This window comes from Saccharopolyspora antiqui, from assembly GCF_052246905.1.
In the GTDB taxonomy this organism is placed as follows: Bacteria; Actinomycetota; Actinomycetes; order Mycobacteriales; family Pseudonocardiaceae; genus Saccharopolyspora.
In genome coordinates this window covers 214,409-228,490 of the sequence record NZ_JBQQBO010000003.1, presented here as the reverse complement: position 1 = coordinate 228,490, position 14,082 = coordinate 214,409, and the positions used below count along the sequence as shown (strand labels likewise).

Annotated in this window: 11 protein-coding genes; 5 read left to right on the top strand and 6 right to left on the bottom strand. The window is 68.6% G+C overall.

The annotated features are described in order from the left end of the window. Positions 1-6: 6 nt before the first annotated feature. The 6 genes from ACTWQN_RS08025 to ACTWQN_RS08000 all read right to left on the bottom strand — a co-directional run bounded on the left by ACTWQN_RS08025 (position 7) and on the right by ACTWQN_RS08000 (position 8,470). Positions 7-1,596 (bottom strand): SagB family peptide dehydrogenase, encoded by a 1,590-nt coding sequence (locus ACTWQN_RS08025; protein ID WP_443202698.1) that lies wholly within the window; start codon positions 1,594-1,596, stop codon positions 7-9. Positions 1,597-1,631: 35 nt separating this feature from the next. Continuing rightward, a complete protein-coding gene (locus ACTWQN_RS08020) occupies positions 1,632-3,644 on the bottom strand; it encodes a TOMM precursor leader peptide-binding protein (RefSeq protein WP_443202697.1) in 2,013 nt (670 codons plus the stop codon). Position 3,645: 1 nt separating this feature from the next. Next, on the bottom strand, positions 3,646-5,772 hold the full coding sequence (locus ACTWQN_RS08015; protein WP_443202696.1) for a TOMM precursor leader peptide-binding protein: 2,127 nt from the start codon (positions 5,770-5,772) through the stop codon (positions 3,646-3,648). Positions 5,773-5,909: 137 nt separating this feature from the next. Then, the gene (locus tag ACTWQN_RS08010) at positions 5,910-6,083 is read right to left on the bottom strand and encodes a hypothetical protein (RefSeq protein WP_443202695.1); all 174 of its coding nucleotides are present in this window, start codon (positions 6,081-6,083) and stop codon (positions 5,910-5,912) included. Between the two features lie 315 nt (positions 6,084-6,398). Further along, entirely contained in the window at positions 6,399-7,340 is a 942-nt protein-coding gene (locus ACTWQN_RS08005) for an acyl-CoA thioester hydrolase/BAAT C-terminal domain-containing protein (protein ID WP_443202694.1), read from the bottom strand. A gap of 26 nt (positions 7,341-7,366) precedes the next feature. Further along, a complete protein-coding gene (locus ACTWQN_RS08000; RefSeq protein ID WP_443202693.1) occupies positions 7,367-8,470 on the bottom strand; it encodes a thiopeptide maturation pyridine synthase in 1,104 nt (367 codons plus the stop codon). A 304-nt stretch (positions 8,471-8,774) separates the two neighbouring features. Here ACTWQN_RS08000 and ACTWQN_RS07995 point away from each other — a divergent pair, with 304 nt between their 5' ends. The 5 genes from ACTWQN_RS07995 (at position 8,775) to ACTWQN_RS07975 (ending at position 13,990) form a co-directional block, all read left to right on the top strand. Then, a complete protein-coding gene (locus ACTWQN_RS07995; RefSeq protein WP_443202692.1) occupies positions 8,775-9,974 on the top strand; it encodes a macrolide family glycosyltransferase in 1,200 nt (399 codons plus the stop codon). Between the two features lie 52 nt (positions 9,975-10,026). After that, positions 10,027-10,800, top strand: coding sequence for an FkbM family methyltransferase (locus tag ACTWQN_RS07990; RefSeq protein ID WP_443202691.1), 774 nt, complete (start codon positions 10,027-10,029; stop codon positions 10,798-10,800). Positions 10,801-11,043: 243 nt separating this feature from the next. Continuing rightward, entirely contained in the window at positions 11,044-11,520 is a 477-nt protein-coding gene (locus ACTWQN_RS07985; protein ID WP_443202690.1) for an RpiB/LacA/LacB family sugar-phosphate isomerase, read from the top strand. 86 nt (positions 11,521-11,606) lie between these two features. Further along, positions 11,607-13,091 carry an MFS transporter gene (locus tag ACTWQN_RS07980; RefSeq protein WP_443202689.1) on the top strand — a complete coding sequence of 495 codons (1,485 nt, stop codon included), beginning with the start codon at positions 11,607-11,609 and terminating at the stop codon, positions 13,089-13,091. Further along, positions 13,088-13,990, top strand: a complete 903-nt coding sequence (locus ACTWQN_RS07975; RefSeq protein ID WP_443202688.1) for an NAD(P)-dependent oxidoreductase — start codon at positions 13,088-13,090, stop codon at positions 13,988-13,990. The genes ACTWQN_RS07980 and ACTWQN_RS07975 overlap by 4 nt, the downstream gene beginning before the upstream one ends. Positions 13,991-14,082: the final 92 nt, after the last annotated feature.

Below are 14,082 nucleotides of genomic sequence, written 5' to 3'. Positions count from 1 at the left end.
CCCCCTTCAGAACGTGATCGGAAGCCCGAGTTGGACTCCCGGCCGGTTGTGCGCGACGGCGATCTGGAAGAACGGGATGCGCTTGGCATCGTCCAGCTTCAGGATCGCCGCGACCCCGGCCACGTCGTATCCGTTGTGCACCCGCGCCGCCACCCCGTGAGCGGCGCTGAGCACGCAGAGCCGCTGGGCGATGAGTCCGGCTTCGATGTTCACCATCCGGTAGGCGCGGTTGCCGAAGGTGCGGCTCGCCTCGGCGTAATCGGCGGCCAGGTACAGCACCATGTTGGCGGCGCACAGGTTCAGGTTGGGCACCGGCAGAGTTCCCTGCAGCGGTCGGGAGAAGTCCCCCTCGGCCACCAGGTGCAGGCCGGTGTGCTCCCGGCAGAACCGGTAGATCCCGGCGGGCAACCCCTCGATGTCGAACGCCACGACGTGCAGGCTCAACCCGGGTTCGGCGATCCCGTCGCGCAGGTCGCTCGGGTAGGGGCTCGTCGCATACCGCACGATCTCCCAGAAGTCGGCGAGCGGAAGCGTTCGGGCGACCGGGTTGAACAGCACGTTGCCCGAGTTCCGCGCCCGCAGCGACGCACCGAGGCCGAGGGGATCGCGGCGGGCGGGCGGCATCGGCCGCGTCGGTGCTGTGCTGTCGCACCGACAACCGGACAGCTCCTTGGCGAACTCGTGCGCACCGGCCAACAGCGAGTTCTCGGCGATCGAGGTGAACAACGAGTCGTGCGGATGCGTTGGTCCTTCCGGACGAACGTAGGTGTGCGACAACGGCGGAAACCGAACCTCCGGTGCGGTTGACGCCACCTGCCGCACGCCATCGGCGCTGGGCTGGTCGGCTGGAAACAGCGGCAGCGCGGCGAAGAGCTGCTCCTCGGACTGCTCAAGGCCGAGGAACCGGCCGAACTGGCGGTCCGGGAACTGGTAGTGCACCGCGCCGCGCAGGCCCAACGCACCGGCCACCAGCAGCGCGTTGCCCGCGACCATGCCCGCCTCCTGGGAGCAGAGCCGGTAGGAGTAGCCCCGGTACTTGAACGCGTTCTTCCAGAACAGCGACGACAGCAGCAGTACGCAACGCACCCCGTCGAGGTCGGCGCCGAGCAGTTGTGCGAGCTCCGCGCGGAAGTCGCCGTCGCGGATCAGGGCCAGGGCGTGGTGCAGGTTGTCGTAGTGGTAGACCCCGGCCGGGATGTCCCCGGTTCGCGGTATCCACAGGTACAGCTCGGTGGGGAAGTAGCAGCGCGCGGACGGCACCATGCGGTGGTGCGGCCAGACCGCCCCCGGCCCCTCGTCCCAGCGGGAGAAGCCGTACCCGTAGAACAGCAGGGTCGACAGGACTTGATCCGCCGAGCAGCCGTGGTCCACCGGGGTGTCGGTCGCGGCGAAGTCGGTGAAAGTACCGCGCACGTCCCCGATTTCCAGCGGCAGCCCGCCGGGCAGCGCATGGCGCCGCACGCCGCGGTAGACCTTGAACGGCAGCGGATCTTCGCCGATCGGGTCCTCGCCGAGCACCTGCGCGAAGAGGTCTTCGGCCTCGTGCACGGTTCGGCGCAGGTAGCGCTCACCGACTTCCAGGTCCCAGTTGCCCATTCCACCTCCTCGTCCGGACACCTCCTCGTCCGGCGTCACGGGAAGGGATGCGGATGCGGGTTGATGTCCGCGTCGGTCAGCGGCCGGTCGTAGTACCCGAGCTCGTGCGGAATCCGGTGCAGCCGCTCGAAACCCCGGTCCCGGCGCCGCTGGTGGCCGAAGGTCATCGGCAGGCAGCCGGGGATGATCACCTTGACGCAGTTGAAGTCCCCCGCGCGGTGCTCCGGGGTGGTCTGGTCGACCACGATGACGTCGAGACCGGTGCGCAGGTACTGCTGCACCGTCTCCTCCAGATCGGCGCGCAGGTCAGCGTTCTTGGGCTTCTGGTAGTAGTCCTTGAACGCCTCGGCGAAGGTCTGCCGAACCGGCGAGCCGTTCAGCAGGAAGTCGAACCGGTCGAACACCTCCGGTGCGCCGCTCAACGCCGCGTGGTCCTCCATGGACACCACCGCGTACGGATCGGCCAACATCCGCTCCACCCGCGGCCGGTTCTGCCGGTGGAACTCCGGCGGTCTGCTCACCAGTGGCCCGAGCTCCATCAGCGCGTTGGCGAGGGCCTTCTCCGGGTTCAGGTTCGATCCGGAGGCGCACAGCACCTTGGGCATGTCCGGCATGCCCCGGCGGTCCACGGCCATCACCCAGAACGACGGGACGCCCTGCTCCAGGGTGATGTTGAAGACCTCGATCGAGTAGCCGGAGAAGTTCTCGATGTGCTCGATGATCAGCGGCACGTCGGGACTGGGCGCGGAGCGCGGGTCCACTCGCGGCACGGGCAGCCGTGCGTACCAGGTCATCAGGAACGCATCCCGTTCGGCGACCTCCATGATGCCGTAGAGGATCGCCTCCTCCAGGCAGCCGCCGAGCGCGCAGCCGTTGGAGATCTCGTAGACGAACGGGTGGTCCCGGGTGTTGCGGTACACCGTGCCGTAGTAGGCGTAGTTCTCCGGCACCAGGATGGGCCGCTGCCTGGCGAAGGAGTACCCCCACACCCAGTTGAAGGTCAGGTCGTGGTGGTAGCGCGGGTACGGGAAACCCGGCAGGTCGTACAGCTCGTCGGCGTGCAGGCCGAATGTCGTGGGGTCCAGCGCGTCCGCGCCGAGTTCGCGGTAGCTGGACCGCACCGCGGTCCGCTTCCCACCGGGCTCGATCCCGCCGTAGCGCTCGATGCCCTCGGCGACCGCGGTGAGCTGGCTCGCGGCGAAGTTCAGCTGGTGCCCGTAGCCGACTTCGGTGCGGGTGGTGGCGCGCAACCCCATCGGCGAGCTGGCGCTGGGGAACACGCTGCGCCCTTCCTTGTACACGGCGCGCAGCAACCCCGCTTCCGAGTCGACGTACACCCGGTGCAGCTTGTTCTTCTCGCCCGCCAACGAACGGATCCGGTAGGTGTCGGGCGAAACCTTCGGTCGGGACCGCAGTTCGATCTCGGCGGCCTCCCGGGTGTCCTCGGGCAGCTGACCGCAGTGCTCGCACAGCGGGTCGGGCAGCCATCGGTGCACGCTGGTCCGCATGCTGTCCGTGGCCAGCCGGACGAGCCCGCCTCGCGTGGTCATCGTGGTCCGGTCCGCGGCGAACCGGGCCACCTCGCGGGTGATCAGGGTGCTGAGCAGGTCCGTGGCGAAGGCGGTCAGCCACATCGCTCCGATCGACGACATCCGTACGGCGTGGGTCGCCAGGGCCTTGCCGTAGTCGCCGTGGTCGTTGCGGGCGCGAAGGCGGCGCTCGGTCGCGCACACCAGACAACCACCGTCCGCAGTGGACACCAGCGGGCCGATGATGGCGGCACCGGGCGGGACGTACGCGGGCAGCAGCGGAACCGCGTTGGTGCGGCACCAGTCGCTCCACTCGTGCTGCCGCTGCTGGTCCCAGCCGTCCTCGACCAGCAGCAGGATGTCCACCCCGCGACCGGATTCGGCGCGGTCACCTGCCCGCGTCGGCACCACTTCGTGGTGATCGGAGAGCTTCCGCAGGGTCGCTTCGTAGAGCCTGCCCTCGCCGGTGATGCCGACCCGGATGGCTCCGCCGGTTACCTCGTGCACGTCTTCGGCCACCCTAGTTCTCTTCTTCGAGCACGACTTTGACGATGTAGGGCAACACCCGGTTCAGCACCGGGTCGTGATCGAGCGGCACCGCCACGGGCCGGTGCCCGGCCTCCCGCAGGCGGCGCAGCAGCAGCGCTTGGATCTCGGGCCACTCCCCTGGCGCGGGTTGAGCCGGAGCGTCCCCCGGCGCGCCGCGGAGTTCGGACGGCAGCTGCGGCAGGTGGTCGGTCGCGCCGACCGCGTACGCGGGCCACTTCTGCGTCCGCGCCTGGTGGTATCGCAGCGCCTGCTCAAGGACTGCTTCGACCACCTGCGAGACGTCGAGGCCCGAAGCGCAGCCGACGGTGTCCGCTCCCGCGCAGGCCGCGAAGGTCGGTACCCCGAGCGAACCGGTGATGTCGTGCACCGAGACCTCGACGTCGAGGATTTCCAGCATCTTCGAGTAGCGCTGGGCCAGGTCGGTCTGCGGCAGCGCGGTCACCTCGATGCCGGGGAACGCGGATTCCGCGGTGCGCGCCTCGGCGGCGGTGATCCGGTTGATCAGCGCGAGCAGGCCCCGGCTCACCGCTTCCGACCAGCTGAACCCGGACGCCAACCCGACCGAATCCGCTTCGGCGGATGGTTTTCCGCTCAGCGCGGGGAAAACATCGGCTGCCGACAACGAACGGGCACCACCCGTGGTCAGGTCCAAGCCCCAGGTGCGCGGTTCGCCGTCGCCCGAAACGGGCAGCTTCCGGCGGTCCACCACGCTGGCCGCGTAGCGCTCGCAGGCGCGGCGGGTGGCGCGCTCGCGCGCCTCGGTGAAGTCGGTGGCCACCTCAACAGCGGCCGACTGCTCGGGCGCGAAGTCCGGCAGCAGCATCGCGTTGGCGTATTCGGCCCTGGACACCTTCAGCGGCAACTGCCCGAAGTCGCCTTCGTCGAGGTCGCCGAGCAAGCCGGTCGCCGCGTCGAAGCAAGCGGCGGCCGCGTTCGAGAACGCCTCCCGGGAAATCTCCGGTCCGGCGGCCAGCTCGCGGACCGCGTTCAGGAACTCCTGCTCGGTCGGTGGCGTCGGCTCGCCGTGCGCCGCGCACAGCGGGTGCGGGGTGACCGGGTGCACGCTGCTCTGCAGGGTCTCCAGGTCCAGCCGGACGAGCGCATCGGTGGTCTCGACCGGCCCGGCCCCGGTGATGTGCTTGAACACTTCGAAGGACAGTTGGTTGGCCACGATCGCCGCGGTGGGTCCGGCCAGGAATTCGCTCGGGACCGCATCGGCGCGGTCTTCGAACCGCGCGTCGATCGCCGCGCTGCGGCCCAGCACGCGCAACCACGCGCACTCCCAGCAGGCGCCGTCGCGGTCGGCAGAGGTGACCAGCGGACCGATCCAGGCATGTCCGCCGTGGACGACGGCTTGGATGACAACCGTGCCCCGTTCGACGCAGATCTGGTTGAGCAGTCGCGCCCGGTCGAGCATCGGCTTGTCGGACACGTGGATCACGACGTCGAACGGCTCAACCGCTGATTCGAGCGCGTCGCGCGAGCCGTCGAGGTCTGGGAGTTCGACGAGCGACTGCCGCCGGTCGCGGGTGCGAGCGTGCTCGACGTAGGTCGCGATGCGCGAGCGGTCCGTCGCCGACTCGGTGGTGACCGCGACGCGCACCTCCCGCGCACCGGCGTGCAAGCACGCCTGCACGAGTGCCACCGCCGTCTGCCCGGAGCCGATCAGCAACACCTTGCTGTCCCGAAAGGTTTGGAAGCGGTGCGCGGCCGAGTCGCGGTAGTAGTCGATGAACGCGATCTCCGACTCGTAGGCCGCCAGTTCGTCCTCGTCCAGCCCATGTGGACGGTCGTCGCTGACGTCCTTGATGAAGCCCTTCTCGGCCAATCCGCTGATCAGCCCGACCACCATCCGCTTGCGGTCCTCGGACAGGTTGGCGGTGATCTCGTCGAGGGTGTGCGCGCCGGTGAGGAACGGAGCCAGCTTGTCGACCCACTGGTAGATGTGCTTGCCGTCCAGCGTCAGGGTTCCGTGGTTGCTCACGAAGTAGATTCCTTCGGCGGAAGGAAGGTACAGCGTGTCGTTCTTGAGCTTCGGCTTCACTTGCTCCATCCCGGCGACTTCGAAGCGGATCAGGGCGAAACGTGGTGGGCGCACGACGAGCACGGGACTCCGGGCAACGCGGTGCGAAACCACGTGCGAAGCCCCGCGCCCGCCTATGCGGCAGGCGGGCGGACCCGCCTATCCGGACGAGCTCGCAGGGCTAACTCCCGGATCTCCGCACGTGGAGTGCGTCAGCCACAGGGGCAGCAGCAGCAGCTGCAGGTGCAGCAGCAGCAACCGGCGGAAGCGCCGACCTCGGTCATCCCGTGGCCCATGCCCAGGGACTGCAGGTCGCGGTCCGCGTCGCCACCGAAGGCGAGGCTCTCCACCTCAAGGCTCTCCAGTTCCAGCTTCAGATCTTCCATGCCATTCCCCAATCAGTCATCGGAATAGTTGAATTGTCAACGCATTTCCCGGGAAGCTGGCGCCGACGTGCCAGTTGTAGCACGGTTTCCGTTGCGGTGTCACGGAATTCGACTTCGCCGCGGATCCGCATTCCGCACGCCGCGAATAATCCCAGGTAGACGGAAAATCGCTAGAGGATCACTAGAATTCTCGCGCGGCAGAGTTCCAGCGGAATTGCTATCGAGGAGCGCACCACCTCGGAACCGAAGAGCTGAGAACAACCTTAGAAACGGCGCGATCGCGCACAATGCAGCCCCGAATCCGAGGCGGTGCGGTTAGATTCCGGTGAGGAGTTCGAGTACTTGGGACCAGCTGTCCCGGCTCGCCGCCTCGTCGGTTTCCGGGCTGCCGCCCATCAGCAGGCGGTCGAATCCCTCGCGGCGCGGCCGCAGCGCGGTGCCCGGCACGCCCAGCAGGTGACCGGCGTCGGGGTAGCAGAGGTGGCGGTGCGGGAATCGGTGGTCGTGCTCGGCCAGTCGTTGGATGATCCGCGCACCGAACTGCTCGGACGGCCAGAGCTGGTCCTGACCGCCGCTGAGCACCAGCACCGGTCCGTTGATCCGCTCCACCTCGATGGTCGCGGCGGCGACCGCCGCTTCCTGGCCCATCGCGCGCTCGAACGACGAGCGGAAGGACACCGGTTTCCCGGTGAGGAAGCCCATGAACTCGGCCGCGTCGGCGGCGGTGGGCCGCGCCATGGGGACGAACGGAACCGGCGCACCGCCACGACTCCACGAGGAGCGCGGAGTCGCCATCATGGCGCGCGGATCCGATGGCACGGCCTGCCAAGCCACGCTGCTCGGCACGTAGGCGACCACTGCCCTGATCAGCTCCGGGTGGGCAGCGGCGAGCAGCAGCGCCAGTTCGCCGCCCCGCGACCGGCCGAGCACCGCGAGCCGGTCGAGGTCGGCTTCCGGGCGCTGCCCGAGCCAGTCCAGCGCAGCGGTGAAGTACTCCAGCGGAATCTCGACCAAATCGCCTGGTAGCGGCGCGATCCCGAAGTACGCGACGGCCAACGCCGCGAACCCCTCCCGGGCCAGTTGCGCGGCGGCGTATTCGGGTACCGAGCCCTCCGAACCGCCCACCACGAGCACGGCCGGATGGGGCCCGGCCGAGTTCGGGTGGTGCAGGACGCCGATCAGTCCCGGTCGGGAAACCGGCACCGAGACCACGTCGCGGTCACCTGCGGCACGACCTCGCCAGCTGGAGTTCTCCATGTGCGGTTCGATTCCGACGTGAGCGGTCAGGATGCGACGAAGTCGTTGGCCGAGATGCCGTAGTAGCTCTCCACGGTGTCGGCGATCAGGTGGCACAGCAGGAACCGCTCGACGGGGCGCACGCCGATCCGGTTGAGGTGCAGGTAGAGGTAGTTGAGCGCGAACCGGTACCCGAGGAAGCCCAGGTCGCTTTGCAGGCTCGCCATTCGCCCGCCTTCGCTCTGCAGCAGGCGGTGGAACGTGCTGTGCGCCAGCATTTCGGTATCCCAGCTCTGCTGCCCGTCGCGGGGTACCGCCGCGGAGAACGACAGCTCGCCCGAAGAGATCAGCGGTTCGGCGATCGCGCGGTACCGGCCGAGCACCGCGACCCAGTCGGCGATGAACGGCACCGCGTCGTGGTCACCCGCCAGGCAGTCGAGCACGGTCACCAATCGTTCCCGCAGCGCAGCGGCCTGGGACCGGTACTTCGCCACGCAGAACTCCCGCCGTGCCACCGGGTCGGCGGCCCGCACGATGAAACCCTCGGCGTGCGAGCGGAAGGAGATGAATCCGCGGTCGATCCCGGGCCACAGCGCGTGAGCGGTGGCCAGCATGAGGTCCAGCGCCAGGGTGAGACGGCTGTGACCGGCGCGGACGTGCCCCAGCATGGCGAAGGTCGCCGCGTTGGTCTCGTGGTAGAAGTCCTCCAGCAGTTCCGCCGCCGCCACGCTGCCGAGAACCGGGATGCGCCGGTCGTACGGGTCGTGCTGGAGCGAATTGTCCGGGCAGAACGGCGTGAGCGGACCGGTCTCCTGCTCCTGCACCGCCACCGCTCGGTGGGTGGCGAGCAGGTCCTGCTCGTCGATGCGGGCGGTGGACGGATGATCGGCCAGGTAGCTGCTGACCACCCGCTCGGTTTCCGGACCGATCATCGCTCGGAAGGACTGCCGCGGCGCGAGGAAGCACAACCGCAGGTGCGGCCCGCGGCGCCAATGCCGGGTGAAGAACATCCGCTTCGCCTCGGCCGCGAGCCCGTCGAACAACGGCTGGACGCAATCCAGGACCAGGTCGTCCTTGTTCTCCTCGTAGAAGTAGACCTGCGCACCGTGCCAAGTATTGGCGTCCGGGTTCTCCGGCTGGTTCTCGTTCATCCCGCTCCCGAGGAAATGTGGGTCGCACGCATTCAACCAAGGATTTCCCGCCGATGTCCAAGTTTCGATGTCTCAGCTTCGATGTCCCAGCTTCGATGTCCAAGTTTCGATGTCCCAGTTTCGCCATCGGCGCAACTCGCGCTTTCGGTAAGGTGGGCGGTCGGTCGACGTCGACGATTCGGTTCGCTGGCAATTCGATCACCTCGCCCCGTAGGCTGGCGGCGAACGGGCCGGACCACACCGGCGTACGAGTCCAACGGGTGGCGAAAATACCCTCGGCGTGCGCCGACGATGCGGGAGGATCATGGCCAAGCACTTCGCTTTCGTATCGCTCGCCGCGCACGGCCACGTCAATCCGACGTTGCCGTTGGTGGAGGAACTCGTTTCCCGCGGCCATCGGGTCAGCTACGCGACCGGCCGCGAGCAGGTACCGGCAGTCGTGCGGGCCGGTGCGACCGCCGTGGAGATGCCGTGGCGGGTCGAGCTGACCGCCATGGCGGGTCGCGGGTACACAATGGACAACCTGGTCAAGATGATGACCCACGGCGCCGACGAGGTGACGGAGACCTTCGCCGATCTGGTGGCGCCGTTTCGCACCGACCCGCCCGACTGCGTGTGCTTCGACGTCATGGGCCTGCCCGGTCGGGCGCTGGCGGAAAAGCTCGCCGTGCCCGGTGTCGGGCTGGCCCCGAACATGGTCGGCAACGAGCACTTCTCCTTGCAGGCGCTGATGTGGCCAGCTGACTTCAACCCCGCCGACCCCAGGCTGCTCGCCATCGGCCGCCAGCTCGCCGAGTTCGCCGCCGAGCACGGCCTGCGCCTCGAATCGCTGCGGCCCACCGATGCCCGAACGCGGCTCAACCTGGTGTTCGTGCCGCGCGGCTTCCAAATCGCGGGCGACACGTTCGGCGCCGAGTTCCGCTTCCTCGGCCCGGCCCTGCCCAGGCGGGCGCGGACCGGCGATTGGCAACCGCGCAGCGATGCTCCGGTGCTGCTGATCTCGCTGGGCACCGTGTTCAACGATCGGCCCGACCTGCTCGACGTGTGCATCGAGGCCTTCGCGAACAGCCCGTGGCACGTGGTCATGGCCACCGGTCGTGCCGCGCGGCCGAGCTGCGTTCCGGACAACTTCGAGGTGCACCAACAGGTTCCGCAGCTCGCGGTGCTGCGCAGCGCCGCCGCGTTCGTCTCGCACACGGGCATGGGGTCCACGATGGAATCGCTGCAACACGGCGTGCCGCTGGTGTCGGTGCCGCAGACGCCCGAGCAGGCCCTCAACGGCAGGCGAGCCGCCGAGCTGGGGCTCGGCCGCGCGGTGGACACCGAGACGGTGACGGCGGCAGTGCTGCGCCGGACCGTCGACGAGGTAGCCGCGGATCCCGCGATCTCGGCCAACCTCGCGCGCTGGCGCGGCGAACTCCGCGGCGTCGACGCAGCGGGACTGGGAGCCGATGCCTTGACGGATTTCCTGGCCCGCGAGCCGCACCGAGCGCCCACCGGTTGACGCCGCTGAGCCCGTGCTGCCAACAGTCCTCCCGATAGTCGGTGGTGATGACGTGACCGAATTAGACCTCGTCGAAATCGACGGCGGTTTCAAGTGCTACTCCCCAGCGAGCGGCAACCCGGTGCTCACCGAGGCGAAGCTGATCTACGACGAGATCTTCCGCCGGAACACCTACCTGCGCGGCCTGAAACCGATCAGCCCCACCGGGTTCGTCGTCGACGCCGGGGCCAACATCGGCATCTTCACGCTCTTCATCAAGCGCCACTTCCCGAAGGCCTCGGTGCTGGCCATCGAGCCGATCCCGCACAACGTCGACGCGCTCCGCGCGAACATCCGCTTGTACGGCGTCGAAGGTGTCACCGTGCACCCGGAAGGACTGTCCGACCACGCCGGGTCGGCGCAGTTCTATTTCTTCCCCTCGATGCCGGGCAACTCCACGGCGCACCTGGACGAGAAGCTCAAGGACAAGGACACCATCGCGACCTACGCGAACCCGGCCATCGCGGCGCAGCTCTACCGGCACGAGCCGGTTCGCGTTCCGGTGCGGACGCTTTCGGAGATCCTGCGGGCATCGGCGTCCACATCGGACAGCATCGAACTCGTGAAGATGGACATCGAGGGCGGCGAGGAAGCCGCCTTGGACGGCATCGAGGACCCGGACTGGGACCGCATCAAGCAGATCGCGATCGAAGTGCACGAAGCTCAGCACTCCCTCGAACGCGTGCTGGCCAAGCTGCGGGGCAAGGGCTTCCGCGCGGCGGCGCATGCTCCGGCGGAGACTCCCGGCGGAATCGACAACAGAATCGTCTACGCGACAAGGGATTGACCTCGGCTCCACCTCGGTGCCGGAAGGCGTGAAAAGGGTATTGCTGTCCCGCATTCGGGTGCTTAAGCTGCGCCGGGCGATGCACGGGTCGAACTCGCAGGTCCTGGCGAGCTGGGACGGGCGCGGCGCGGGGTTCCCGCTGCCGTGGCACCCGTCCAGCGGGTCAGCACCGCCGGATGCGAGCGAGGCACGGGCGCGCGATCGGGCGGCAGCGGCCGCAGCACGGACCTCCGGGAGGACGCCATGAGGATCGCACTCGGCAACGACCACGCCGGGCTCGGGCTGAAGGACCACGTGTCCCGAACCCTGCGCGAACTCGGTCACGAGGTGATCGACCGGGGGACGGACACCGAGAGCCCGGTGGACTTCCCGGACATCACGCGGGCCACCTGCGAGCTCGTCCGGTCCGGGCAGGCCGACCGCGCCGTGCTGGTCTGCGGAACCGGGGTGGGCGCGGTCATCGCGGCCAACAAGATCCCCGGCATCCGGTGCGGACTCGGCCACGACGTCTACTCCGCGCACCAGGGAGTCGAGCACGACGACACCAACGTGATCGCCATGGGTGCCTGGCTGATCGGACCGGCGATGGCCGGTGAAGTGCTCGCCGCGTTCCTCGGTGCCACCTTCGACAACGACGCCGACACCGCGCGGCGGGTCGCGAAGCTGCGGCAGATGGAGCTGGACGCCGCGGCGGAGCTCAGCTCTTCCGATCACGACTGAGAGATCGCCGCGGATCCCCGGCGGGGACGCCGCTGCGGGGAATGCGAAGCGAACGGAACAAGCCCACCAGCTACGCGAGGACGCACATGTCTGCCCCAATTGTGCTGCGGCATCCGCAGGACGTGGTCAACCTGGTCAATTCCGGACGGATCAGCGGCGGCAAGTCGCATCTGGTCGTCGTCATCGCGCTCGCCGGGATCTTCATGGACGCCTACGACTTCACGTCGATCGCGTTCGGGCTCAGCTACGTGCAGGAGGACTTCGGCCTCTCGCCGCTGATGCTCGGTCTCACCTCGGGCGTGATCCTCGTCGGCGCGCTCATAGGTTCGCTGACCGGCGGCATCCTGATGGACCGCATCGGCCGGGAGAAGGTCTTCACCGCCGACCTCATCGTGCTGATCATCGCCACGATCCTGTGCGCCGTAGCGCCGAACGCCTGGTTCTTCTTCATCGCGCGCTTCATCATGGGGCTCTCGGTCGGCATCGACTACCCGGTCGCGCTGAGCTTCATCTCGGAGTATTCGGCGCAGCGCAACAAAGGTCGCGCGCTGAACATGTACGCGCCGGTGTGGTACGTCGCGGTGGGCTCGACGTTCGTCCTGCTGCTCGCGGGCTACTTCCTGTTCGACGCGTTCTCGTGGGACATCGGCGAACTGTGGCGGGTCATCGTGGCCTTCGGGGTCGTGCCCACGATCATCGTGCTGGTGCTGCGGCGGAAATACCTGACCGAGTCGCCGACCTGGCTGGCGATGAACGCCGACCTGCACCGGGCCGCCGCCGTGCTGCGCCGCGCGTACAAGATCGACGTCGTGGTGGCCGAGGACGCCGTGCTGCGGATGCCGCACGCCGACCGGAAGCTCCCGGCCCGGCTGGCGTTCGGCAGGCTCTGGCAGGGCAAGTACCGGATGCGCACGATCCTGTCGCTGGCCGTGAACTTCTGCCAGGGCGGCCAGTACTACGCGGTGGGCTTTTCGATCGGCGTGGTGACCCAACAGGTCCTCGGCGACACCGTGCTGACCGGCATCGTCGGTCCGCTGGTCTTCAACCTGATCTTCGGCGTCGGCGGCGGCGTGCTCGGCGTCTTCCTCGCGCCGCGCGTCGGGGTCCGCAAGCTCGCCCTGTTCGGGTTCTGCGGCACCTTCACCTCGCTGCTGGTGGTCAACATCTTCGGCAAGGAGCCGTTCGGCGGGGCGATCTGGATCGCCGCGCTGTTCCTGGGGATGTTCATCCTCTCCCACGCCTCCGGCCCCGGCACGCAGGGCGTGGTGCTGGCGACGATGTCGTACCCGACCTCGATCCGCGGCGCCGGTGTCGGTTTCGCGCAGATCGGCAACCGGACCGGCGGAACCGCCGGGCTGGTGATCTGGCCGGTCCTCACCGCCGCCTACGGTCTCGACGCCCTGCTCTGGCTGGCCGCCGTTCCCTTCCTCGGGCTGCTGTGCCTGCTGCTGATCCGCTGGGATCCGACGCACGTGGACGTCGACGTGGACGACTACGTCGAAAACCCGGCATTCACCGACACCACAACCGCTGCGGCGGACGAGGCATCCGGCGAAGGAGCACGAGCATGACCGGCTTCGAAGCACCGAACACGACGGCCGTGGCGTTCGTCGGGCTCGGGGTGATGGGCCTGCCGATGCTGGCCAACGTCGCGGGCGCGGGCTTCGACGCGCGTGCCTTCGACATCGCGCCGCAGGCCCGGGAGAGGGCCCGGGAACACGGCCACACCGTGGTGGACACGTCGGCCGACGCACTCGCGCCCGCCGACGTGGTGATCACCATGCTGCCCGACACCCCGCACGTCGAGCAGGTGGCCCGAGAGGTGCTGGCGACCTGCCGACCGGGCACCCTGCTGATCGACATGAGCACGATCTCGCCGCTGACGACCGCCGAACTCGCCCGCACGCTCGCCGACGCCGGGATGGCGATGGTGGACGCGCCGGTCAGCGGCGGCGTCCGGGGCGCCGTCGCGGGCGCGTTGTCCATCATGGTCGGTGGCGCACCCGAGGACGTCGAGCGGGCGCGGCCGGTGCTGGCGCCGATGGGCGAGGTGACCCGGATGGGCCCCGCCGGGGCGGGGCAGGCGACCAAGGCCTGCAACCAGGTCGCGGTGGCCATCAACATCCAGGCGGTGTGCGAGGCGTTCACCTTGGGCGTCAAGCTCGGTGTCGATCCCGAGCCGCTCCGGAAGGCGCTGCTGGGCGGCTCCGCCGCATCTTGGGTGCTCGAACACCTCGGCCCGCAGATGATCGACGGCGACGACAGCGCCGGATTCCGGATCGCGTTGCAGGTCAAGGATCTCCGCATCGCCACCGACGCCGCGGCCCGAACCGCGACCCCGCTGCCGGGCGCGGCGGGCGTGCAGGACCTGTACCTGGAAGCCGTCGCGCACGGCGAGGCGACCAACGGAAACCAAGCACTCTCACGGGTGTACGAACGACTCGCAGCAGTGCACATCGCCCGGCAGTGACCGTCCGTCCCCGAACTCGCGCTGCGCAGCGGTGCGAGCGATTTCGCGCGAAATCGCCACCCACGCCGATGGGAAACGCCGATTTCGCGCGA

Bases quoted from the DNA above. Each gene is read 5' to 3' on its own strand.
- ACTWQN_RS07975 (WP_443202688.1), top strand. From the start codon at position 13,088: ATGACCGGCTTCGAAGCACCGAACACGACGGCCGTGGCGTTCGTCGGG.
- ACTWQN_RS07980 (WP_443202689.1), top strand. From the start codon at position 11,607: ATGTCTGCCCCAATTGTGCTGCGGCATCCGCAGGACGTGGTCAACCTG.
- ACTWQN_RS08010 (WP_443202695.1), bottom strand. From the start codon at position 6,083: ATGGAAGATCTGAAGCTGGAACTGGAGAGCCTTGAGGTGGAGAGCCTC.
- ACTWQN_RS08025 (WP_443202698.1), bottom strand. From the start codon at position 1,596: ATGGGCAACTGGGACCTGGAAGTCGGTGAGCGCTACCTGCGCCGAACC.
- ACTWQN_RS07995 (WP_443202692.1), top strand. From the start codon at position 8,775: ATGGCCAAGCACTTCGCTTTCGTATCGCTCGCCGCGCACGGCCACGTC.
- ACTWQN_RS08000 (WP_443202693.1), bottom strand. From the start codon at position 8,470: ATGAACGAGAACCAGCCGGAGAACCCGGACGCCAATACTTGGCACGGT.
- ACTWQN_RS08005 (WP_443202694.1), bottom strand. From the start codon at position 7,340: ATGGAGAACTCCAGCTGGCGAGGTCGTGCCGCAGGTGACCGCGACGTG.
- ACTWQN_RS07985 (WP_443202690.1), top strand. From the start codon at position 11,044: ATGAGGATCGCACTCGGCAACGACCACGCCGGGCTCGGGCTGAAGGAC.